Source organism: Streptomyces sp. NPDC029674 (genome assembly GCF_044903205.1).
In the GTDB taxonomy this organism is placed as follows: domain Bacteria; phylum Actinomycetota; class Actinomycetes; order Streptomycetales; family Streptomycetaceae; genus Streptomyces.
Window position 1 is genome coordinate 235,014 of record NZ_JBJDPY010000005.1, and the last position, 21,590, is coordinate 256,603.

The following is a 21,590-nucleotide window of genomic DNA, read 5'->3' on the forward strand; positions in this document are numbered from 1 at the left end:
CGTGGCAGGGGCGGTCCAGCAGCATCGGAGTACCCGCCCACTTCAACACGCTGAACTTGACAGGGAAAGGACCTGGGAGGACTCCACGACCGTCGCGAATCACGAGTCCCTGACCCTCCGTGCGATCTTCGACCACGATGCCGAAGGCCACGAGACCAAGTGGACCTTCGCGGCCCACGAGACGCCGGTCAGCGACCGCCTTTGGCGCGGCACGGCCACCGCCTCCACACCGACCGCGATCGTGAGCGCTCTGCTCGACGCGATAGCCACCGAGAACGCCTGGCACAGCGGCCTCTCCCCCACCGCTCCCGAGACCGGCATCACCGAGGCGACAGTTCCGCTCACCGACGCGGAATGGAAGCACACCATCAACGGGCGCTACATCACCTGGGAGGCCCCCGGCCCCCAGGAAGGCAGCGTACAGTTCGACGCCTTCGCCGCCCAGAAAGCCGACAGCTCGCTTCCCACCTGGACCATCTGGGGCGGCCACGCCGTCCACCAGCCGACCTGGGCACTCCATCTCTCCGCGAAGACACCCACACCCCTGGTCGCAGCACCCCGCCTTCGAGATGGCCGCGGGCCATGGCACCCGCCTCGTACCGGCTGCGGCTGACGGCCCGGCGCTCCGCACCGCGCAAGCCCTCGCCTCGGTGGCAACATCACTGCCGACCGCGTACCGTCCCGGGCGCAGTCGATGAGCCCTTACCTGCCCTGTGCCGGTGCCGAGACAGATCCGCAACACGCCAAGTATTGGCATCAACGCCAATGAGCAAGGCACGCAGCGGTTAGATACCGGGCCCGCCGCCGGCACCGCCATCCGGCGAGCCCTCCTGTCCGAAAGGAGGTGCCTGCGTCGGGTGCAACTCCGCTCGGATACGCAGGAAGCGCACAGGATGCCGGTACCTGCCCCCGTCCACGGCGGTGTCAGCTCGAAACTCGGCGACGATGTCGGGCTGCACGGTTTCAAAGAGCAAGTCCCCCTCGGGCTCCGCATCCCGCGCTGAATCGGACCCCGTCCCAGGGGGCTCCGGGCCTCCGGGCATGAGCCGTAGTTCGAGCTTCGGGCGAGCGGTGGCCGGCAGTGGCGTCGTACGAGCAGTGAGCCGAAGGCGGTGTTCAGGTCGTAGCGTCCGAGCAGCAGAGAGATCGGAGCGTGCCGGGTGCCGGTGATTCCGGCGATGATCGCTTCGGCGCTCTCATAGGCTCGAACCTTAATCAGCTCTCGCACTCCTGGCCGATAGGGGCGGCTGCCCGAGCGGAGTACAACACCCTCGACACCCACCCGCCCCCAGACGGGGTCCACCCACTCCAGGGCGACTGCCCGCTCAGTGGTGGAAGCGACGAGGGCCCACGGCGGGCCCAGCACCTCGGAGGCGAAGAGCGATCGCAGGGTGTCCAGGCGTTCACGGCAGGGGCGTGAGAGGAGGGAGCTCCCCGCGCGTTCGAGGAGATCGAAGCCGACCACGTGGGCCGGTGCTGTACGTGCGGCCTCAGCCGCCCGCGTTCCGGTCAGGCGTGCGCGCTGCTGCAGCGCGGTGAAATCCAGACGACCGCCCTGGAGGACCACGAGCTCTCCATCAACCACCAGGTCCTCCTCCATCCGGGCGGCGGCGGCCACGAGATTGGGGAAGGCACCGCTGAGATCGGCGCCACGGCGGGATTGGAGGTGGAGCTTGCCTGACCGAATGTAGGCAATGACCCGGTAGCCGTCGTTCTCCAGACTGCATGGTGTCTCATGAGACCCGATCGGCTGGTGGCCATCCTGAGCCGGTATCACTTCTGTCGTGTCAGACCTGGGTCCTGTCTGGTCAACCACAGCGCGAGCGTGGCAATCAGTGCGCATCCGGTCATGCCGAGGAAGAGCGGCACGACAGTGTGTCCGCCTGCGATGCCCATCAAGGGAGCGACGGCTGCGCCGAGGATGCTTTGCAGCGTGCCGAGCACTGCCGAACCGGTGCCGGCCGCGTGTGGTACACGTGCGAGGGCGAGTGCCGGGGCGGTGGCGAAGACCTGCCCGAGGCCGAGGAAGCCGATGCCGACCAGGCCCAGGGCCCACACCCGGTTGAGATTTCCTGTGGCGGTGACGAGCAGGGCGAGGGCGCTCGACATCAGGAGCACGGCCAGTCCGGTGTTCAACAGGAGCCGGGAGCCGTAGCGGCTGACGAGGCGGGTCGCGGCGGCGCTGGAGGCGGTGGCGGTGAGGGCGCCGACGGAGAAGGCCGTGGACGCCTCGCCGACGCTGAAGCCCAACACGTTCTGCAGCAGGAAGGGGGAAGCGGCGATGTAGCAGAACAGGGTGGCACTGGCGAAGCAGAAGGCAAGGGTGTGGCCGAGGTAGAGGCGGTCGGTCAGGACCGAGACGGCGGCCTTGAGCGTGGTCCGGATGCCGGGGGCGTGTCGGTGTTCGGCGGGCAGGCTCTCGGGAACGAGGAGCAACGCGGCCAGGAACATGAGCGCGGTCGCGCCGGCCAGCACCCAGAAGACCGTGCGCCAGCCGCCGGGGCCGTTCACTATGGCCCCGCCGGCCAGCGGCGCCACGATGGGGGCGATGCCGCCCAGGGCCATCAGCGTGCCGAAGATCCTCGTGGCGGCCGCGCCGGACGCGATGTCTGAGACCACGGCCCGGCCGACGACTACGGCTGCGGCCCCGCTGAATCCCATGAGGAACCGGAGGCCGGTCAGGAGTTCGAGCGTGGGGGCGAGGGCGCACAGCGCCGTGACCAAGGTGCAGATGCCGGTCCCTAAGAGGATTGGCTTCCGGCGTCCGTACCGGTCGGAGAGAGGGCCGAGGATCAGTTGGCCGACGGCGAGGCCGAAGAGGAATGCGGTGAGGGTGAGTTGGACGCCGGCGGCGTCCGTGGACAGGTCCCGGGTCATAGCCGGAAAGCCCGGTAGGTACATGTCCGTGGACAGTGGGATCACGAAGGACAGCAACGCGAGGGTCGCGATCAGGCGACCCGGCGGGGGCGGGGGAGCCGGCTTCGGCACGGGCGGACTGGCTTGGCTACGGGCATGGGAGGTCACGGTCGCTCCAGGGAAGGGAGGGCAACAAGCAAGGCGACTATAGATATATAGCTATAGGAAAAGCTAGGATGGGAGGGTGACCAAGGGCGATAGCGAACTCCACGACCATGCGCTACTGCGCGAAGCCAGGCAGTTGACCCCCGCGGTCTATGCCCTCGCTCGTATCCTGCGGCTGCGAGGGGTCCAGGAGGCGGGGCTGCTTCCGCTGCCGCCGTCGGACCTGGAGGTTCTGCGTTATGTACTGGAATCCCCAGGCACAGGAACGGGTGAACTCGCGCGCGAACTCGGCCTGCACGGGAGTAACGCCAGTACCGCTGTGCGGGGTCTGGTCGCCCAGGGCTTGATTCGACGCGAGACCCATCCTCACGACCGTCGAGCCGTTCAGCTGTTTCCGACGCTGGATGCCCAGCACGGAATGGCTCGGATCGAGAATGCCTGGGCCGCCCTGTTCGCCGATGCCCTGGCCGCGTTGCCCGCCGATGACCGTGCCGCACTCGCCTCCGCAACGCCTGCGCTGCGAGCTCTCGGCTCCGCCTTGCGAGCCCTCCGCCGCCACTGACAGTGCCCCGGCCGCCCAGCCCACCGCACCGAGAACACCCGTGGCAGGTCGGGACGTCATCCGCCGACTGGCGTATGCACACTGATCAGCTCCGGATCAAGCACTGCCGTGTGCGCAGGATGAGACATGGCTGAAGTGTCTGGAGAACCATCGACCTTCTGCTGCCAGATCGCATCGCGAACCTGCCCTGCCGTCGGCAGAGACTCGCTGGCCCCGAGTCAGCATCGGCTCGATCGGAGGCGTCAGCACACCCACCACCCTGCCGCGGACCCGTGCTTTCCGCCTGGCGGGGCGAACCCCTCACAGGTCCCGTGACCAGCGAGGGGAGCCAAATACACAGGACGGATCTCCTGGCGGACCAGGTTGCGGCGGGCACGCGACGGTGGCCTCGGCGTCTAGCACGGGATCCCCGGTTAGCGAAACCGGGGATCCTCCGCACCATTAGTGGTCCACCGCCATTCCCTGCCCGCCACGTCGAAAGGCAACATCACGACGCCAGCCCACAACTCCACACCCCGCCAGCGCTCCAGCGAGAGATCTCTATGCCGCCGTGTAGCTGAGGCGGAACAGGTCCTGGGCACGCTTCAGGTCCCGCTCCGTACGCAGCTGCAGTTCCAAGTCACCCGTTCCGTGGTGGCCGAGCCCCGTCACGTCCCGGGTGAAGCCGGGAACGAGGTCGATGTCCTTCGGGTCGGCCTTGAGGTAGACGAGGAGCTTGGTCTGCTGCGGCGGGCAGACGCTGGCGAAGTTCCGCAGCCGTCGGTAGGCGCGGTACTGCTTGCGCTGTACTCGGGTGACGCCGCCCCCGAGTCCGATCAGGACCTCGTCGACCGCCTGGGCCAGCTCGGCCATCGCACCGCCCTGCTTCCGGACCGGCGGCGCCCCGGCCGCGCGGCGGCGTACCCGCTTGGCCTGAGTCGAGTGACCCGTGACGGAGGCCACGGTCTCAAGGCCGAAGTGGTCGCTGCCGAAGTACCGGCAGCGGGCCAGGTCGATCGAGCGCCGGTGCTCGCGAACGGCGTGCGCGTCGTAGCGGGTGAAGTCGCCGGCCACGCAGATCAGCCGGGGTGTGCTCCACAGGATCTGGGACGCGGCTGTCGCTCCGAGACGGAGACGGCAGCGGGCCAGGTTCCTGAAGGCGTCCTTGTGGTTCGTCAGCCAGGCCATGTAGTAAAGGCCCTGGTTGATCACGCCTGCGTCGGTTCCGCGCTTGTACTCGACGATCACGGGTGCGCCGTTCTCGTCGATACCCAGCGAGTCGATCCGCCCGCCATCCACGCAGTCGATGACGTACTCGCTCGCGAGGAACCTGACGCCCAGCATCGCCTCCATGTGCGCCTCGACGAGATCCTGCACATCCGCCTCCACCGCAGCCAGACGCGGCACGACCTCACTCACCTCACCCGCCGTGTTGAACAGCTTCAGACCCACCACTCCCCCTCCATGATCACGGTGCCAGAGAGGAACGTCACCGAGTCCGGGGATATTTCCGCGACCTAAGCAGTCTTGAAGGGAACCGAAGAGCCACACATGCACAGCCAGAACGACGGGACCTCGGATACGGACGCCCAGTACAGTCCCTCGCACATCCGCGCCACCTGGGGCGGAACCGGCAGCGTCGAGGACGCCTCGCGAGCCTTCGGGTTCTCCAGGGCGAAGGGCTACGACCTGGTTCGCCGAGGGGAGTTCCCATGCCGTGTGCTGCGCATCGGCCGCAGCACACGCGTCGTCACCGCCTCCTTGCTCCGCGTCCTTGACAGTGGCGAGCGGGAGTACAGCCATGCCCACGCCTGACGCCTCACCAGAAGCCCCGCCGCCATTGCGGCGGGGCTTCTGTGTGCTGCTGGCCCCCCACCTGCGCATCCCCATGGTCACGAACGACTGGGTTGCGGAGAACACTGTAGGGCGGCCTGAAGGAGCCACTCCACGCAGTCGCCTACTGTGTCTGCCGCTTCACGTACCCGACTGCGGTCATGTCGGCAGAGAAGACGAAGACCATGACAGCCCCGCCGGAAGCGGTCGTAATCTGCAACGGGCACCGGTATAGAGCCGAACCGATCGATCCGCACAGGTCAGCCAGCTACACAGGTTGCGGCCAGGTACCCCAACCGCCCGTTGTGTGTCGGCCCCTGGCTGGAGTCCTCATACCCAGACCCCACCCGCGGCGGCCAGCCGAAGAAGAATGGCGAGCCACGCAGATGGCGGATCAGGAGGGACCTTGCCGAGCTCTCCCCACACCAGAACGGGTGAAGTACGCACAAGAGCGGCGGCGATGGTCCAGTACGCGACGACGCCCCCACGGCAGGGGGCGTCGTAGGGACAGGTGACGCGCTTGCTGACTTCTGCGAAGAAGCGGGCGTTGCCGGAGACCAGTTCGGTGCTCGGCTCTCGCCTCTCGCCTCCGCGTGAGCGGAGGTGAACCGGCCACCCCCAGGGGCACAGGAGAGCATGGGCAAGGGGCTCTGCGCGAGCGGGGGTGAACCGAGCGAGAGCCCGTGTCCAGAGTTCCGGCACACGTCAGCTCCGCGTAGGTCAAGCCAGCGCGAGCGCGATAGAGCTCTCCCGCGACACCGGCGGGGACCGGTCGCAGCCACGTTCCTCACCTCGTCGCTGAGCAACTGCTCGCGTGCGCCTCCCACGACATGCCGGTCCAGCGCCTTGCCCCCGACGGGAGCGCGCTGCCCGCGGAGACGCTGCTGGAGCAGTGGGAACACGAAAGCCTGGCCCATTCGTGATCTCGCGCTGTCAGCTCGTCGCCAACACGGCCGTGATCAGGTCCCGGACGGCCTGCAGCCTGACCGTAGACGGCAGAGGGGTGGAGGAGCCCAAACGCCTTGCGGAACAGCTCGATCCGGTCCTGGTCGATGATCGTCTCTGCCCCGCGGTATCCCTCGACCTCGACCCTGTGGTCGTCGACCCTGTGGTCGTCGAACCTGTGGTCGTCGAAGATCGAGAATCCGCCTCCAGGACAGACTCGGAGGTGGGCACGGGTCGGTGCGCCCGTCAGGGTGTACTGCAAGACGAAGAAGTCCGGCGTCACTTGGTACTACGGCAAGCACCTCAACGGCGGCATCAAGGGCTGGGTGGACTACCGCGCCTTCGAGGACCTCGGCACCTGAGGCACGGCACGTGTTCCTTGCCGCGAGGGCTGGTGTCCGGCGCGAAGCAGTCACCGAGGCTACGGACTGTCCTGCGCTGGGCCCAGCCCCCGTGGCTGAGTCCGCCTCCCGCCAGCAGACGCCTCCGCCCCCGACGAGAGCGGAGGACTGTGGGCTGACGGTCTCGCCCCGCGGCCTCCTTGAGCGCGGTGCGGAGCTGCTGTTCATGGGGCTCCGACTCACTGGAGCACCCGGGCGCTGAGCCTGGAACATCCGCCGCGCCCAATCGGAGATCCATGACCAACACGCCAGAAACAGTACTGGCCAGCGGTGGCACGACGGCCCGCTTTGACGGTCAGCGGTCGCAGGTCGTACGCGGGCGCGGGACGTGGTTGGACGCGGCCATCAGCGGAGACTCCGGCTATGCCCGGCATGGCCTGGGCCGTGTCGTGGAGCTGCCCGGCGCCAACTCCCGCTCCACGAAAGCCTCCTTGGGGCAGCTGACGACTGCCCTGGCCACCAGGACACCGGCAGCGGACGGCCATGCGCTGATGCCCGCCGGTGTCAGCGCACCGTCACCGTGAAGACGGGCGACAGGGTGGAGCCGCTCTTCATGCGCAGCTCGTTCTTGCCCTTCAGGCCGAGCTTGACGCGCAGGCTGTATGCGCCGGACTTGTCGACGGTCGTGGAGGCGGGCAGCGTCTTCCACGTGCCGCGCTGCTTCTGCTGCAGGCCGACCTCAGCGCCCCCCGTGATGCCGGTGGCCTTGCCACTGACGCGCAGCTCCTGCCATGCCTTCACGGAGGCCGCCGAAGGCTTGGCTGTCAGCGCGGGCTTCACCGCGGCGGTGGGGCTGTTCTTCTGGGTACCGAGGCTCTTGCCGGTCGCGACGTCCCAGATGGCGTACGGCGTGCCACCGCCCTGCGTCTTGCTGTACAGGCGCTTACCGTCGGCGCTCAGGTGCAGGTAGATACCGTCGTTGACCGTCTGGCCCGGCTTGAGGATCTTGCCGCTGTAGTACGGCTTGCCGTCCTTCACGGTGACGGTGACGCCGGCACCGATGTCGATCTTCACGGGCTTGGCGGCGACAACACTCTGTACGGCAGTGCGCTGCTCAGCGGTGGGCGCGTCCGCCAGCGCGGCCGCGGCCGGGGCCAGGAGCGCCGTACCGACGAGGACCGAGACGGCGGCGGTACGCAGGGCGCTGCGGCGATGGGTGGTGGTACGCATAACGTGGTTCCCCTTCACGGTCATGGATCTTTTCGCACGCACGGCACAGCTCCGCCGGCCGGGCGGCGCCACGCCGGGAGCTGTCCTTTTCACTCTCGTCATCCATGCTGTGCGGCGAGTACGTAATCAACCTAGTTGACCCGTCATAACGGATAACCGCAGATCATGTAACAGTGCCCCATAGATCACCGCATGGTCTCCCCTCAAGGCGTTGAGCCGAAGGGAACGTCCTACTGGCAGCGCCGTCACCCTGGACATGACGGACCGCTACGGCTATGCCTGCGGGGGCGGTGTGAAACCGAAGGCAACAGCCCCCTGGTTCTGATCGGCACCGTCACCGAGAACCGCCCCGTCACATCGACGGCGAGGCGCGCGTGTGGTGCGGGTCAGATAAGGCCGAGGCCGCCGACTGCCTGCTCGGTGGGGCGGGGGGTGTTGTGGGGCGAGGACAGCTGGGCCCTGCGGATCCGGTGTCCGGCCGGGCCGCGAAGGGGAGGGAGTGTTCAGGCCGTCGTTCGTGGCGGCGGTGCAGGTGTCGGCATCCTGCCCAGCCAGGGCTCGGTGCTCTCGACCACCCAGCGATGTCGGCCAAGCCGAATGGATGGCTCGATGCCCTTGCGCGCGATGCAGTGGCGAATGCCTCGTCAATGAAGCCACTTGCGTAGGTGCTCGTAGTCATAGCCTTTGTCGGCGTGGAGCTTGCCAGGCCGACGGCGGGGGGGACCGCGACCGGATCTGACCGGCCGGGTCCCGCGCACGAGCGGCTTCAGACCAAGGCTGTCGTGCATATCGGCGCCGGGAAGACCCAGAGACAGCGGCAGTCCGTTCCGGTCCGCGATGAGGTGGATCTTCGACCCTGACTTGCTGCGGTCGGTCGGATTCGGTCCGGTCAGTGGCCCCCTTTTGCGGCCCTGACACTGACGGAGTCGATCGCGCACCTTGACCGGTCGAGCTTACTTCGGCTGCCGGGTCCGTCCAGGACAACACGGTGCAGCCTTGCCCGTTACCTCAACCGGCGACACGGCTCGCCGGAACGGCACTCACAACTCGCCCGGCACCAACCACTCAACCAGGTCTGTCATGCAGGGTCAGCGAACGATCACGCCATAAGAATCGGGGGCTAGTAGGACTCCCCCGGGTCTCAGCCCCGGCGGCCTGAGCCCGGCCGCACCGTTACCTGCACCTCCGCTCTGTCGGACGCCCACACGCGCACCTGTCGTGCCTGCCGGGGCGGCACACTTCGGGCGCTGGGGTGTGCCGTGCGGCCCGACACCTCGATCCGCCAGCCGGTGGTGCTCGGCGGCAGGGACAGCACGGTGGTGCCGGGACGGCGAGTCGACCGGTAGGCGAGGCGGTACGTCGCGCGGGCCGGGTCGTGGGTGTCGGCGCGCACGGTGCCCGCGACCGCCGGGGCGTACGGCGTGACAGTGCGCTCCTTGTTCGTACGGAAGCGGCCGTCGCGGTCAAGGGCGCAGTAGCCGCCGCCGTAGCACCAGACGTAGGCGGCCCAGCCCGAGGAGTAGCGGGTGAAGGAGGCGAGCGCGTCGTCGTGAAAGCGGCGCATGTTCGGCAGGCCGCTGTTCAGCGGGCCCCACTCTCCCACCACGACGGGAACCGAGTGCTCGCGCGGGTATGCGGTGACGGCGTTTTCGTACGCCGTGATCCAGCCGGCCGCCGGGTCGTAATCGGCGCCCGCCTCCATCGCGGTGTTGTAGAAGTGCGGGGCGTAGACGACGCGTTCGTCGGGGATGCGGCCCAGACCGGTGGGCACGCCTTCGCCGACGATCGGCGTCGGCTCGATGAACAGGCGGTTCGAGCGGTCCCGGGTGCGGATGGCGGCCGCCAGGCGGCGGTACATCGGGGTGAGCTGCGTCGCCTCGATGCGGCGTGCGGCACTCGGCAGGTCCTCGCCCGTGCGCAGCTCCCCCATCGGCTCGTTGATCAGGTCGTAGCCGAACACCGCGGGGTGTCCGCCGAAGCGGTCCGCCAGCAGGCGCCACATGCGAGCCTGAGCGCGCCGCAAGTCCGCGTCCTCGTAGAGATGGGTGAAGGCGCGCTGGACGGCGGGTTCGAAGTACTCGGCGAACCAGTCGTCGGGGTGCGGGGTGAACGGCAGCCCGTCGGTCCGCGTCGCCCACGCCGGGATCCCGCGGTGGCCGAACGCGGGCCCGAACACGTCCTGGTGGGCGTCGATGACGACATGGACACCGTGCTCGTGCGCCCAGTCGAGGATGCGCCGGATCTTGCGCAGGTACGACTCGCTGTAGCGCCCGCGCCGCGGCTCCAGGTCGTCCCAGAAGACCAGCAGGCGGGCGAAGTTGAAGCCGTGGGCCCGCAAGTCGGCGAAGTGCCGCTCGGTGATCGCACTGAGGGCGTCCGGGCCGTGGTGGATCTTGTCCTCGATGTTCCAGCCGCGCAGGGTGAGTGTGCGTCCGCGGGCGTCAGTGAGGCGAGGTATGCCGTCGGCGGTGGAGGCGGTTGCAGACCCGTTGCCGGAAGTGGCCCCCGTGACGGCGCCGGAATCGGTGCCGGGGCGCCCACTCTCCACTGTCCCAGAAGCGGCCGGAGTCAGGCCCGCACCGAGCAGGGCGGTGGCGATCAGGGCGATCAGGGCCACTGGGCCGAGGTGCTGCCGCGTGAAACGCTTGCCCATGACGAACCTCCGGCACTCGGGGGCGCGCGGTCACGTACGTGTGTCCGCTCGGCACGCACCGTATGTATCAGGAACCGCTTGCACAGACCAGCGAAGTGACGACGCGGGCGGCCGGGAATCTCCCACCGTCTTCGCCGTACGACTGGTCTGAGCAGCTGTAAGTTCCGCATCGGCTTATTCACAGGCATCGCTCTGGTCTTCGGCTTCCGCTCCGTTCCGTTCCGTTCCGTCGGATGTCCATAGCTGATCGCCCTGCCGTTATGTCCATTTTCCGTTCGGTCTCGTACGAGAAGGCCGTGGCCGCCACCCGCGCGTACCGTGCACGACGCAGGCAGTACGGCGCTGTACGCGGGCGCTTCACGCGGCCTTGGACAGGGTGGACCGGTCCGTGCTTGCCGCGTGCCGGGCGGGTGTCACCGGGCTGGTCGTGGCTCCTCGTCCGTCGTGGCGCGGCCACAGGAGGAGGGCGCCGGTCGCTCCGGCCGCGGCGAGGACCGCGAGGACGGACCAGGCAGTGATGAGGCCCGCGTTCGTGCCGAGCCAGCCCGCGACGGGGTAGGTGATCAGCCAGGCCAGGTGGGAGAGGGAGAACTGGGCGGCGAATGCCTCGGGGATCGCGTTGCGTGCGACGGAGGCGCGCAGGACCTTGCCGGTCGGCGTGATGATCAGTGCCATGCCGACGCCGGTCACGGTCCAGATGATCGCCGTGGCGGTCCATGTGACCAGGCCGGTCGCGATGAGCGTCACCGCGGCGGTCGTGGCGCCGACGAGGACCGCGGCGCCGGTCATCATGACGGTGCGGGCGGCGACCCGGTCCAGGACGCGGGGCAGTACGAGGGCGGCGACGAGGGTTCCGGTGCCGGAGGCGGCGAGCATCCGGGCGACGTCGGACTGCGTGCCGCCGAGCTCGTCGCGGACGTGGTTGACGGTGTTGACGACGACGATCGAACCCGCCGCGGCCACCACCATGTTGAGCGCCATGATGCCGCGCAGCCGTGGCGTCCTGAAGAAGGTCCTGATGCCCGATGCCGCCTTGTCCCATGCCTTGGTGTGGGTGCTGGGGCGGGCGTCGGGGACGCGGGTCGACAGGACGAGCAGGGCGGAGACGAGGTAGGCGACGGAGGTGCCGAGGAACAGCCGGTCGAAGCTCATGAAGGTGAGGGCGACGGCGGCGAGTACGGGGCTGAGCAGGCTCTCCATGGTGGAGGCGACCTGAGAGGCGGACAGGGCCCGCGTATAGGCGGACTCATCGGTGACGATGTCGGGGATGACGGCCTGGAAGGTCGGGGTGAAGGCCGCGGATCCGGCCTGGAGCAGGCCGATCAGTACGTAGATGTGCCAGACCTCGGTGACCAGCGGCAGCGCGAGGACCACCGCGCCGCGGATCACGTCGAGGAGGACCAGGAGGGTTCTTCGGGGGAGCCGGTCGACGTACGCGGCGGCCGGCGGGGCGATGACCACGTACACGACCATCTTGATGGTGAGGGCGGTGCCGAGGACGAGGCCGGCGCGCGGTCCCGCGAGGTCGTAGGCCAGGAGTCCGAGGGCCACTGTGGTCAGTCCGGTGCCGAAGAGGGCGATGACCTGGGCACCGAAGAGGTGGCGGTAGTCGCGGATGGCGAAGAGTCGCATGGCGGGGTTCCTTCCGTGTCCATGCGGCGGGGCGCGGCCCCGGGGCGGCGGCCGTGCCCCGCGAGTACAGGCGGGGGAGTCTTTGCTACGCATCGAGGTCGCCTCCGGGGGTGAGGCCCGCGAGCAGGTTGAAGGCGCCGGTGAGGATGTTGAGCGCGACGACGCCGGGCACATCGGCGATCGCGCGGTCGCTGTAGCCGTGCTCGCGCAGTGCGGTGATCTGTTCGTCGGTGATCGACGTCGGCTCGCGGTAGACCTGGAGGGCCAGGGCGATGACCGCCGCGACGGCAGGATCGGCCGAGGTACCCGCGTGGGCCCGCTCGATCTCCTCCTCATCGACGCCCAGGGCGCGGGCGGCACTCACGTGCGCTGCGAGGCAGAGCCCGCAACCCTGCAGGGCCTGGACGGCGATGGAGATCCGTTCGCTGATCCTGCGGTCGAGCTTGGCTCGTCCCATGGCCCTGCTGAGCTGGAGGTAGCCGCCCAGCACGGCCGGCGAGTGCGCCATCGTGGAGACCATGTCGCCGATCTGGCCATGGCGGGAGACCAGATCCGCGAGGAGGTCGCGCGAGGCGCCGACCGCCGTGTCGGGCGTGAGTCGGGTCAAGCGGGGCATGACGCTCCTTCCGGTGTGGTCGACCAGTGGTGGTCGGTCCGTAGTGATCGACGCGGTCGGTCAGTGGTGGGCGTGGTGGCCCTGGTGTGCGTGGTGCACGTGGTCGTCGTGGATCCCGTGCTCGGGCGCCGCCTCGCCGGTCCGCACCGTGAACTCGGCCGTCCGGACGACGCCGTCGTGCTGGAAGTCCAGGAACAGGCGGTAGGTGCCCGCCGTGGGCGCAACCGCCATGAAGGCGATGCCGGGGCCCGGCGCGGTGACGCCGTCGCCGGGCTCGCCCTCCGGGTGGACGTGGAGGTAGCCCAGGTCGCCGACGCGCAGGGCCACCAGGTGCCCGTACGCGGCCAGGTAGGGCTGGAGGTCGGTGACAGGGCGGCCGTCCTTGCTGACGGTGAGGGTCAGCTCGCTTGCCTCGCCGGGCAGGAGCTTGCCGTCGAGCGCGACGGTGTACGCGCCGGTCCGTGCGATCCCGGTGGCCTCGGGGAGCGGCCGGGGGTCGTAGTGACCTGCGACCGCCGCGTCGATCCCCAACGTCATGGTCCCGTCGTGTCCTGCCGGGTGAACGTCGGCGAAGAACCTCCAGTCCCCCGGCTCCAGGGCGAGCTCGACGCTCCAGGTGCCCTTCTCGTCCCGCACCGGATGCACGTGCTGGAACCCGGCCGTGTCGCGCCGTACGGCGATGAAGTGCAGCTCCTTCTCGTGCTCGGGCACGAACTCGGTCACCGGCCGCCCGTCGGGGCCGATCACCCGGAAGCTGACCTGCTGCACACCGGCGGTGCGGATCGTCGAGTCGAGCTCGATGGTGTAGCCGTTCGCCGAGACCGAGAGGCCGCCGGGCTGGGCTCCACCGTGAGCGCCGTGAGCGCCGTGAGCGCTGTGGTCGGTCTGGCCGTGGCCCGCGTGGTTCGTCATGACATCTCCCAGGGTGTAGGGCGCCTTCCGGCACCGTTCCGCTCCGTCCAACGATCAGAACCATATACCCCCGGGGGGTATATGGCGAGCCTCGGTGGGTGGAAACCTCGTGACGAGCTCGCTGAGGTGGATCCAACGGGTCAGCGCATCTGCCGACGTACGAGAGGGAAACCGGCACCGCCCGCGCGCATGCGGGCGCACGCGTCCGCACCCGGGGGAAAGACGAGAACGTCGAGCAGAACGTCATCGCCCGCCTCGTGCGCGCGACGCCGTAGCGGATCGGGGCCACGGGTGACGTCGCCGCAGACCGCCCGAAGGCGCCCTCGCCGTTGACAACTTCCTCGCCGGCCCTCAGCGCGCGCACCCCGAACTGCACCGCGCCCATCTCGTCAACTGCCGCAGCCGGGATGACGGGCGCGCAGCTGCCGAGGTCGGACTGCCGTGCGACTGCCGAGTCCCGTCACTTGAGTACGTGACCGGCGACTGACTCGGCTGTGCATTCGACAGCAGAAAGGGGCCGCCTCAATGTCCGGTGAGACATCGAGTGGCCCCCTGTGAACAGTGTCGCGTGCGGCCGACTGGCAGCCCACCGGCTACACGCCGATCTGCTCACCCCTGGACTGTGGTGCGTCGGCCTGCTGCACGGCGGCCGCAGCCTTGTCGCCACGCATCACGAGGAGAGTGGCGAGGCCCCCTGTCGCAGCGATTGCGGCAGCGCCCAGGAACGCGGCGCTGAAGCCGTCGGTGAGCGCCGGCAGGTTGCCCAACTGTCCCGCGCCCTGCGACGCGGCAAGAGCGGTCAGGGCTGCCAGACCGAGGGCCGAGCCGACCTGATAGGTGGTGTTCACGATCCCGGAGGCCAGACCCGCCTGCTCCTGCGGGGCGCCGGACATGGCAGCCATCATCGCCGGGATGTACGCCAACGACATGCCGAGGGCCGCGACCAGCGAGGCGGGCAGAACGTCGACCGCGAACGAACCGGTCGGCCCGACGGCCGACAGCCACAGCAGACCTGCCGCAAGGACAAGCAATCCGCCACCGATCAGCCGCTTGGCGCCGAACTTCGCGAGCAGCTTCGCGGTGATCGCCGTCATGAAGATCATCAGGAGCACAGTCATCGGAAGCAGCGCCGCACCGGAGGCGAATGCCCCGTAGCCGAGCACCTGCTGCAGATACAGGTTGAGGAAGTACCACATCGGGATCCATGCGGCACCGAGCAGCGCCATCGCGAGGTTGGCGGACCCGAGGCGCGGCACCCGCCAGATGCCGAGCGGCATCAGCGGCTGACCCACAGACTTCTGGATGACGAAGAACAGGACCAGTAGAGCGGCGGCGCCCACGAGCTGGAGAACAGTGGCGCCGGCCCCCCAACCGACGTGCTCCGCACGGACGATGGCGAAGACGGCGAGGGCGAGGCCTGCGGTGACGGATGCGGCACCGAGCACGTCGACTCGGCCCCTGCGGGGCTCGACGGCGGGCAGCAGTTTGGCTGCCGCGAGGGTGGCGACGCCGATCGGGACGTAGATGATGAAGATCCATGGCCAGCTGAGCCACTCGGTGAACACACCGCCCAGGAACACTCCCGCCGTGCCGCCGGCGGGGGCCGCAGCGCCATAGAGCGCCATCGCCTTGCCCAGTTCCTTCGGGTCATGGGCGAAGAGAACCATCAGCAGTGTCATGGCGGCAGGTGCGATCAGCGCGCCGCCCACGCCCTGCACCGCGCGACCCACGACCTCGACCCAGGCGGTCTGCGCGGCCGCGGCGACGACGGAGCCCGCTATCAGGACGACCCACCCCGTGTTGAACACCTTGCGGGCGCCCAGGAGATCGGAGAGCCGGCCGCCGAGCAGCAGGAGGCCGCCGAAGGCGATGACATAGGCATTGAAGACCCACTGCAACTCGTTCTGCGAGAAGCCGAGTTCACGCTGCATCTCGGGAAGGGCCACTCCGATGATGCTGGTATCCATGATCACCATGAACTGGGCGGTGGCGAGCACGAGCAGTGCCCACCAGCGCCTTGGGTTGACCGTTGGCATGATTCCATCCCCTTGTTCAGGTACCCCGTAGGGGTATCTTCGAGCGCGAAGGTAACATACCCCCCAGGGGTATACAACCGACCTGGGGCCGCATGGCGAACCCGAACGCGGGCTTCGGCCCGAACGCGGTCGATTTGCGGGGCATCACACTCCCTGGGCCGCGAGGTCCCAGACGGCACCCTCAAGCGTGCGCGGCAGGAGAACTTCCGTACCTCCACCGATGGCGGCCACCTCTTCGATGGCTCGACCGACGCCCTCCTTGATCCGGCGCGCGCATTAGTCCTGGGTACGTGGGTCGACCCGCAGGCGGGTGAACACGATCCGGTGGAGCGCGGCATTGGTCTGACGGGCGCCACCACGGTTGACACGACGGAACTGCCGACGCCCCGAGGAACGTTCGACAGGACTGACCCCGCACAGCGCGGCGAAGGACGCCTCGCTGCCCAGCGGGGCGATCTGCACCGGCCCGTCGCCCGCCTTGGCCTGGGCGCGAGCCCGCCCGCTCAGCACGGCTCGCGCCGCGTTCTGGGTATCCAGCGGATCCGGTTCACCGCGCCGACGGCGATCCGCCCGGTCCATCCGGTTCACGTCCAACACATCCACACCCTGCGCCAGCAGACAGCGCGACAGAGACGCCCCATAGGAGCCGGTCCCCTCCACCCCGGCCCCCCTCACCACACCCGTCGTCGGTGGCCAGCACTGCCCCTGTCACGGCAAGCACCGTATCCACGTGGGCGTCCCGGTGCGTGTCCACTCCCAGCACCACTCCCCCGCAGGACGGCGACGGCGGCTCTGCGGCGCGAGCGACGTTGGGACCCGTGCCCAAGTCAGCGTCGAAGAGCAAGAGCCGGACCGGGGCGGACCAAAGCGCTCTCCCACCAAGCACTTCCAGCCGTTTCTGCAGGCCAGGAACGGCGAATGCCGCGTGCCAAAAGTGCCACCACGCTCAGCGGGGACGCGTCCCCCAGGCCCGGGCGAAGAGTTCGGGCAGGGGGCCGGCGACGGGTCGGGAGTAGACCTTGTGACCGATGACCCGGGCCCCGAGCAGTTCGGCCTTCCAGGTCTCCATCGGAGGGTAGAACTTGTCTCCGCCGGCCCAGTCGCCGGGCAGGAATACCCCCCGCCCAGCGCGGGCCCTGCGGTCGGCGACCGCCAGACCGGCTTCGACGAGTGCGGCCGCAACGGCCTTGTGGTGCGCGGGGGTCCACCGGTTGAAGCGGCGGATACGGCGGTCGGTGGGCATGGGCAGGGCGAGCAGTTGCAGATACAAGGTGGCGGCGTCCGTATCCAGGCCGGTGGTGGCGGCCGCCTCCTCGACCACCTGTGGTGCGGACAGGCGCGGATCGGTCTCGTAGCCGCCCTGCGGCAGCGACGCCTCGGTTATGCGCTGCACGATCCGATCGAACTCGGGACCGCGCAGCCGGCGGACCAGCGCCAGATGGGAGTCCTCCACGTCGACCACGGCCTCCAGGCGTCGCGAGCGCTCGTCGGTCCCGTAGCGGCCGGGCCGGAAGTACACGCCGGGCGCCTCGCGCTCACCGCGCCGGTCGAACCCCGCCTCGGACACGACGGCCAGGCCGTCGTCGAGCGTGGGATGGGCGAGCGGTTCGGCGGCGTCCAAGTAGGGCAGGGCGCCGGGGAAGGCCGGCAGCAGGTCCGCCACGGTGCGGCCGCGCAGGCTGCGGCCGCGGGCGGAGAGCAACAGCTCCGGGTGGGCCAGGCGTTCCCGCAGCAGCCGTACGGTCTCGGGGACACCCCGGCGTACGGGATCCCCTTCGGGAAGCTCGGCGTACACCCAGTCGACGGCGTCGCACACCACGGCGAGCAGCTCTCTGAAACGGAAACCCTCGTCGCCCTCCCAGCCGCCGCCGCTGATGCTGTTCACCCGCAGCCGGGTGTCAGGGTCGCGGGTCAGCCGCGGCTCGCGCGCGGGATCGGCGAACACGGCGCACACGGCTGCCGGGGCCATCCGTACATCGCTGTGCTCGGCGGCGACGGCGAGCGTCGACTCGGGCACGGCGGGGCGTACGCCCTGTTGCCCGCACCAGGCCTCGGCGATCCGCTCGGCGAGCGCCAGCTGCCCGCCCTCCAGCCACAGCTCATCGGGGTCCGCGGGCAGCACGTCGGCCAGCAGGTCGAGGCGCTCGGCCACCCGCAGGGCCGCCAACTCCCGCTCACCGGCCTCGGCTTCGGACTGCTTGAGTCCCATCACTTTGCGCGCCTCGGCGTCGAGGCCCCCGTACCCGTACTTCACATCGGGTATTCCGGCGAGCAGCAGTGCGGCACCGGCCCGGCTCAGCCCGGTCCGCTCGGCGAGCATCGCGGCCGCCGCGCGGTCCCAGGGCGCGGGACCCTTCTGCCGTACGAGGTGCACGAGGCGCCGCAGTCGGTCAGGTGTGTCCCAACCGGCCGCGGGCACCGGCTCGGTGGCCGTGATCCGACCTGGCGCCGGCGGCTGGGCGGTGCCGGTGCGCAACTCGACGAAGCGCTTCCCGTCCCGGCCGGCGCCGAGCCCGTGCAGAGCAACCGTCGCACCGTCGTGGGTCCGAGCGGCATACGTGTCGTTGTCGGCGAGTTCGAGGACGCCCGTCCGCATCCGGGCGCGAGCCTCCGGGTCGGCGAAGGGGGTTTCTGCCCAGACATCCAGCATCGCCAGCTGGACCTCACGCAGATGGTCCCGCACGTGGAAAGAGCTCGCCCGCAGGGCCACGGCGCCGCACCGGCCGATGAACCGGTACCAGTTCCAGCCCCGGTACCGCGCGAGTACCTCCTCGCCGCTCCCGGTCAAGTAGCCGCCGACTTCGGTGAACATGGCGAGCGTGCCGGGACCCCAGTGTCCGGAGCCTTCGATGAAACCGTTGAGGGCCTGGGCGATCCACTTCTCGTCGAAGGGCTGTGCGGGGCGTATCGGGGTGTGAGGCATGCGGCCATCCTGCCGGATCGCCTGAGGTCACTCGACGGCGCTCGGCTCGCGGATCTCACGTACCTCCGCGGCGGTTTCGACCCCGTCGGGGTGCAGCAGATGGCGCATACGGGAGACGTCGACGTAGGCGGCGTCAAAGGGGTGCGCAAGGAGACGCGAGAGTGCAGTGCCGTGCTTGGCCATCGAGCTCTTGCCCGGCATGAAGATCGACAGCTCGTCCCGGGACTCGAACGTCTCCACCTCGATGTCGGCAGGCAGGGAGCCAGCCAACGTCTTTTCGTCCGCCGCGACGGGGACTTTGACCAGCCAATGCGGTCCCTCGCCGGCGAGGATCCGGCGCTTCTGCTCCGGGGTCCCGGCGGCCAGGGTTCGCCAAGGCGTCCCGGCTACCACGGCTCCGTACGACTCCACGGTCCTCACCACATCCTGGACAGCGGCGGTGACCGCCGCGTCGGCCGCATTCCAGTCGTACCGGTCGCGCCGTCCGGCGGGCGGGCACGGCACCGGCTTCGACGCCACGGTCATCTCGTCGACGTGGCGCAGAACCGCTTCAGGAGGCGACGCGAGCAACGCGCGTGCGTCTCTGATGGCCTCGTCCTGGGTCTTTCGCTGCTGTCGCACCTCCTTCACGTGCTGCCGCAAGAGCATCAGTGCTTCGTCAGGTTGGCCGAGAGCGCGTCGGACGAGCGTCACGCTCATGCCTGTGCCGCGCAGAACAGTGATCAGCATGGCCCGTTCGACCTGCCCGAACGTGTAGGAGCGGTAGCCGGTCCACTCGTCGACATCGGCTGGAACGAGCAGGCCTTCCGCGTGGTAGTACCGAAGTGTCTGCGGCGGCAGGTCGCACATCTCGCTGAAATCACTGATCGACAACATGCCGCCATCCTCACCCTTGCAGCGACTGCAAGGTCCAGTACCGAGCCCGTGCCACGGGAAGTGGCACGGGCCTGTCAGCCCGTGGGCGGGGCTGGTTACTTGGCGAGGAACGTGAGGAGCGCGTCGGTGACTTCCTGGGCGTGGGTCCACAGCAGGCCGTGGGGTGCGCCTTCGACGACGACGTAATCGGCCTGCGGGAGTGCCTGGTGGAAGCGTTCGCCGGTGGCCTCGATGGGCAGGATGCGGTCGGCGGTGCCGTGCAGGATCAGTGCCGGGACGTCGACCTTGCACACGTCGGCGCGGAAGTCGGTGGACCAGGTGGCCACGCAGGCCAGGGAGGCGTACGAGGAGGCGCCGGCGGCGACGTTCCAGCTGTTGCGGACGGCTTCCTCGCTGATGCGGGTGCCGAGGTTCTCGTCGAGGTTGTAGAAGTTCTTGTAGAACTCCGTGAAGTAGGCGTAGCGGTCGGCGGTGACGGCACGTTCGATGTCCTTGAAGATGGTGCCGTCGACGCCGCCGGGGTTGTCATCGGTCTTGAGGATGAAGGGTTCCAGCGAGGCGAGGAAGGCGGCCTTGGCGATCCGGTCGGAGCCGTAGGTGCCCAGGTAACGGCCGACTTCACCGGTGCCCATGGAGAAACCCACCAGAACGACGTCGTCGAGGTCGAGGGTCTCCAGGACCACGTTCAGGTCGGCGGCGAAGGTGTCGTAGTCGTAGCCGGTGGTGGGCCGGCTGGAGCGGCCGAAACCGCGCCGGTCATACGTGATCACGCGGTAGCCGGCCGACAGGAGTGCGGCGGACTGCTTCTCCCAGGAGTGGCCGTCGAGCGGGTAGCCGTGGATCAGCACGACCGGCTGCCCCGTGCCGTGGTCCTCGTAGTACAGCTCGATGCTGGTGGAGTTCTCCTGGTCGACGGTGATGAACGCCATGGTGGTTGCTGCCTTCCGGAGTGAATGCGTCTGATGGTGAAGTGCCCGATCGGGCACGGCTGTGCGGGTGCGATGAGGTGGGGCGGGCGGCAGGGTGGGGCCGTCGGTCATCGGACCGTTCGGGCTGCTTGCTCGACGATGCGGGTGACGGCTTCGGGGCGGGACACGGACACCGCGTGCGACGCGTCGACGGTCGTCGTGCGGGCCTTGGCGCGGGCCGACATGTAGCGCTGGGCGGCCACGGGGATGTTGCGGTCCCCCGTGGTGATCAGCGACCAGGAGGGGATCGTCTTCCAGGCGGCCTCGGTGGACTTCTCCTCCAGTGCGGCGGCGGCGACCGGACGCTGCCCGGCTGCCATGAGCCTGGCCTTGTCCGCCGGCACGTCCGCGGCGAACTGGCCGCGGAACTTCTCGGGCTTGATGTACACGTCCGCGCCTCGACCGCCGTCGGGCAGGGAGTAGTTGACGGACTCGACGGCCTGGCCGAGGGTGCTGCCGGGGAACTTGTTCGTCAGTCCGATCGAGCTCTCGCCCCTGTCGGGCAGGAACGCCGCGATGTAGACCAGTGCCTTCACCTTGTCCTCGAGGCCCGCGGCGGCCTGGCTGATGACGGTGCCGCCGTAGGAGTGGCCGACCAGGACTACGGGCCCGTCGACGTGGTCGATGACGCTGCGCAGGTAGGCGGCATCGGTCGCCGGACCGCGCAGCGGGTTGGCGGCGGACACCACCGGATAGCCGGCGCGCTGCAGCCGGGCGACGACGCCGTCCCAGCTCGCGGCGTCGGCGAACGCCCCGTGTTCCAGCACGATCGTCGGACGTGTCGCGTGGTGGGGCGCCGCGCCGGCTGTGCCGGGCAGGGTGACGGCGGCGACGGACAGACCTACGGCCGCGGTGACACCGAGCAGCGCGGTTCTGCGGCTCGGACGGACGTGGCGGGTGATGCGCATGCGTGTGATCCCTCTTGGTCAGCTGGTTGGTTGGTGGCCCTCGACGGACCGGACAGGCGAAGTAGGCCGGTGCGGCCGGTGCGTTCGAGGAACGGGGCCCCGGGTCACCTCGCCGGTGACTGAGTCGACGTACGTCCGCCCGCGCCAGGTGAGCG

General features: G+C 69.2%; 18 protein-coding genes and 2 pseudogenes. 5 read left to right on the forward strand and 15 right to left on the reverse strand.

The genetic code is table 11. The annotated features are described in order from the left end of the window. Position 1 precedes the first annotated feature (1 nt). Positions 2-613, forward strand: a complete 612-nt coding sequence (locus ACI2L3_RS14505) for a DUF317 domain-containing protein (RefSeq protein WP_404752694.1) — start codon at positions 2-4, stop codon at positions 611-613. 654 nt (positions 614-1,267) lie between these two features. On the opposite strand, the pseudogene ACI2L3_RS14510 reads toward ACI2L3_RS14505, so the two are convergent. Together ACI2L3_RS14510 and ACI2L3_RS14515 are read right to left on the reverse strand one after the other, a co-directional pair. Then, positions 1,268-1,843: pseudogene (locus ACI2L3_RS14510) on the reverse strand (hypothetical protein); the annotation flags it as partial. After that, positions 1,774-3,024, reverse strand: a complete 1,251-nt coding sequence (locus ACI2L3_RS14515; protein WP_404752695.1) for a multidrug effflux MFS transporter — start codon at positions 3,022-3,024, stop codon at positions 1,774-1,776. The gene ACI2L3_RS14515 and the pseudogene ACI2L3_RS14510, both read right to left, overlap by 70 nt. A 76-nt stretch (positions 3,025-3,100) precedes the next feature. Here ACI2L3_RS14515 and ACI2L3_RS14520 point away from each other — a divergent pair, with 76 nt between their 5' ends. Then, positions 3,101-3,583, forward strand: a complete 483-nt coding sequence (locus ACI2L3_RS14520; protein WP_404752696.1) for a MarR family winged helix-turn-helix transcriptional regulator — start codon at positions 3,101-3,103, stop codon at positions 3,581-3,583. 540 nt (positions 3,584-4,123) lie between these two features. Here ACI2L3_RS14520 and ACI2L3_RS14525 read toward each other — a convergent pair. Next, positions 4,124-5,017, reverse strand: a complete 894-nt coding sequence (locus ACI2L3_RS14525; protein WP_404752697.1) for a transporter — start codon at positions 5,015-5,017, stop codon at positions 4,124-4,126. Between the two features lie 96 nt (positions 5,018-5,113). Between ACI2L3_RS14525 and ACI2L3_RS14530 the strand changes: the two genes are divergently transcribed. The 3 genes from ACI2L3_RS14530 (at position 5,114) to ACI2L3_RS14540 (ending at position 7,265) form a co-directional block, all read left to right on the forward strand. Beyond that, positions 5,114-5,377 (forward strand): helix-turn-helix transcriptional regulator, encoded by a 264-nt coding sequence (locus ACI2L3_RS14530; RefSeq protein WP_404752698.1) that lies wholly within the window; start codon positions 5,114-5,116, stop codon positions 5,375-5,377. A 1,040-nt stretch (positions 5,378-6,417) separates the two neighbouring features. Continuing rightward, on the forward strand, positions 6,418-6,702 hold the full coding sequence (locus ACI2L3_RS14535; RefSeq protein WP_404752699.1) for a hypothetical protein: 285 nt from the start codon (positions 6,418-6,420) through the stop codon (positions 6,700-6,702). A gap of 275 nt (positions 6,703-6,977) precedes the next feature. After that, positions 6,978-7,265 carry a hypothetical protein gene (locus ACI2L3_RS14540; RefSeq protein ID WP_404752700.1) on the forward strand — a complete coding sequence of 96 codons (288 nt, stop codon included), beginning with the start codon at positions 6,978-6,980 and terminating at the stop codon, positions 7,263-7,265. Here ACI2L3_RS14540 and ACI2L3_RS14545 read toward each other — a convergent pair. The 12 genes and pseudogenes from ACI2L3_RS14545 to ACI2L3_RS14600 all read right to left on the reverse strand — a co-directional run bounded on the left by ACI2L3_RS14545 (position 7,246) and on the right by ACI2L3_RS14600 (position 21,435). Beyond that, positions 7,246-7,911 carry a hypothetical protein gene (locus ACI2L3_RS14545; RefSeq protein ID WP_404752701.1) on the reverse strand — a complete coding sequence of 222 codons (666 nt, stop codon included), beginning with the start codon at positions 7,909-7,911 and terminating at the stop codon, positions 7,246-7,248. The genes ACI2L3_RS14540 and ACI2L3_RS14545 overlap by 20 nt on opposite strands. Positions 7,912-8,392: 481 nt before the next feature. Further along, positions 8,393-8,911: pseudogene (locus ACI2L3_RS14550) on the reverse strand (IS5 family transposase); the annotation flags it as partial. A gap of 141 nt (positions 8,912-9,052) precedes the next feature. Beyond that, complete coding sequence (locus ACI2L3_RS14555) at positions 9,053-10,564, reverse strand: glycoside hydrolase family 5 protein (protein ID WP_404752702.1); 1,512 nt, start codon at positions 10,562-10,564, stop codon at positions 9,053-9,055. Positions 10,565-10,921: 357 nt separating this feature from the next. Continuing rightward, the gene (locus ACI2L3_RS14560) at positions 10,922-12,196 is read right to left on the reverse strand and encodes an MFS transporter (RefSeq protein ID WP_404752703.1); all 1,275 of its coding nucleotides are present in this window, start codon (positions 12,194-12,196) and stop codon (positions 10,922-10,924) included. 85 nt (positions 12,197-12,281) lie between these two features. Next, complete coding sequence (locus ACI2L3_RS14565; RefSeq protein WP_404752704.1) at positions 12,282-12,812, reverse strand: carboxymuconolactone decarboxylase family protein; 531 nt, start codon at positions 12,810-12,812, stop codon at positions 12,282-12,284. Between the two features lie 60 nt (positions 12,813-12,872). Then, complete coding sequence (locus tag ACI2L3_RS14570; RefSeq protein WP_404752705.1) at positions 12,873-13,724, reverse strand: hypothetical protein; 852 nt, start codon at positions 13,722-13,724, stop codon at positions 12,873-12,875. 593 nt (positions 13,725-14,317) lie between these two features. Continuing rightward, a complete protein-coding gene (locus ACI2L3_RS14575) occupies positions 14,318-15,760 on the reverse strand; it encodes an MFS transporter (RefSeq protein WP_404752706.1) in 1,443 nt (480 codons plus the stop codon). Positions 15,761-16,036: 276 nt separating this feature from the next. Beyond that, entirely contained in the window at positions 16,037-16,339 is a 303-nt protein-coding gene (locus tag ACI2L3_RS14580; protein WP_404752905.1) for a transposase, read from the reverse strand. A gap of 367 nt (positions 16,340-16,706) precedes the next feature. Continuing rightward, positions 16,707-18,683, reverse strand: a complete 1,977-nt coding sequence (locus ACI2L3_RS14585; RefSeq protein ID WP_404752707.1) for a hypothetical protein — start codon at positions 18,681-18,683, stop codon at positions 16,707-16,709. Between the two features lie 27 nt (positions 18,684-18,710). Then, positions 18,711-19,559 (reverse strand): MerR family transcriptional regulator, encoded by an 849-nt coding sequence (locus ACI2L3_RS14590; RefSeq protein WP_404752708.1) that lies wholly within the window; start codon positions 19,557-19,559, stop codon positions 18,711-18,713. A 95-nt stretch (positions 19,560-19,654) separates the two neighbouring features. Next, entirely contained in the window at positions 19,655-20,488 is an 834-nt protein-coding gene (locus ACI2L3_RS14595) for an alpha/beta fold hydrolase (RefSeq protein WP_404752709.1), read from the reverse strand. A 107-nt stretch (positions 20,489-20,595) separates the two neighbouring features. Continuing rightward, the gene (locus ACI2L3_RS14600; RefSeq protein WP_404752710.1) at positions 20,596-21,435 is read right to left on the reverse strand and encodes an alpha/beta fold hydrolase; all 840 of its coding nucleotides are present in this window, start codon (positions 21,433-21,435) and stop codon (positions 20,596-20,598) included. Between the last annotated feature and the right edge of the window lie 155 nt (positions 21,436-21,590).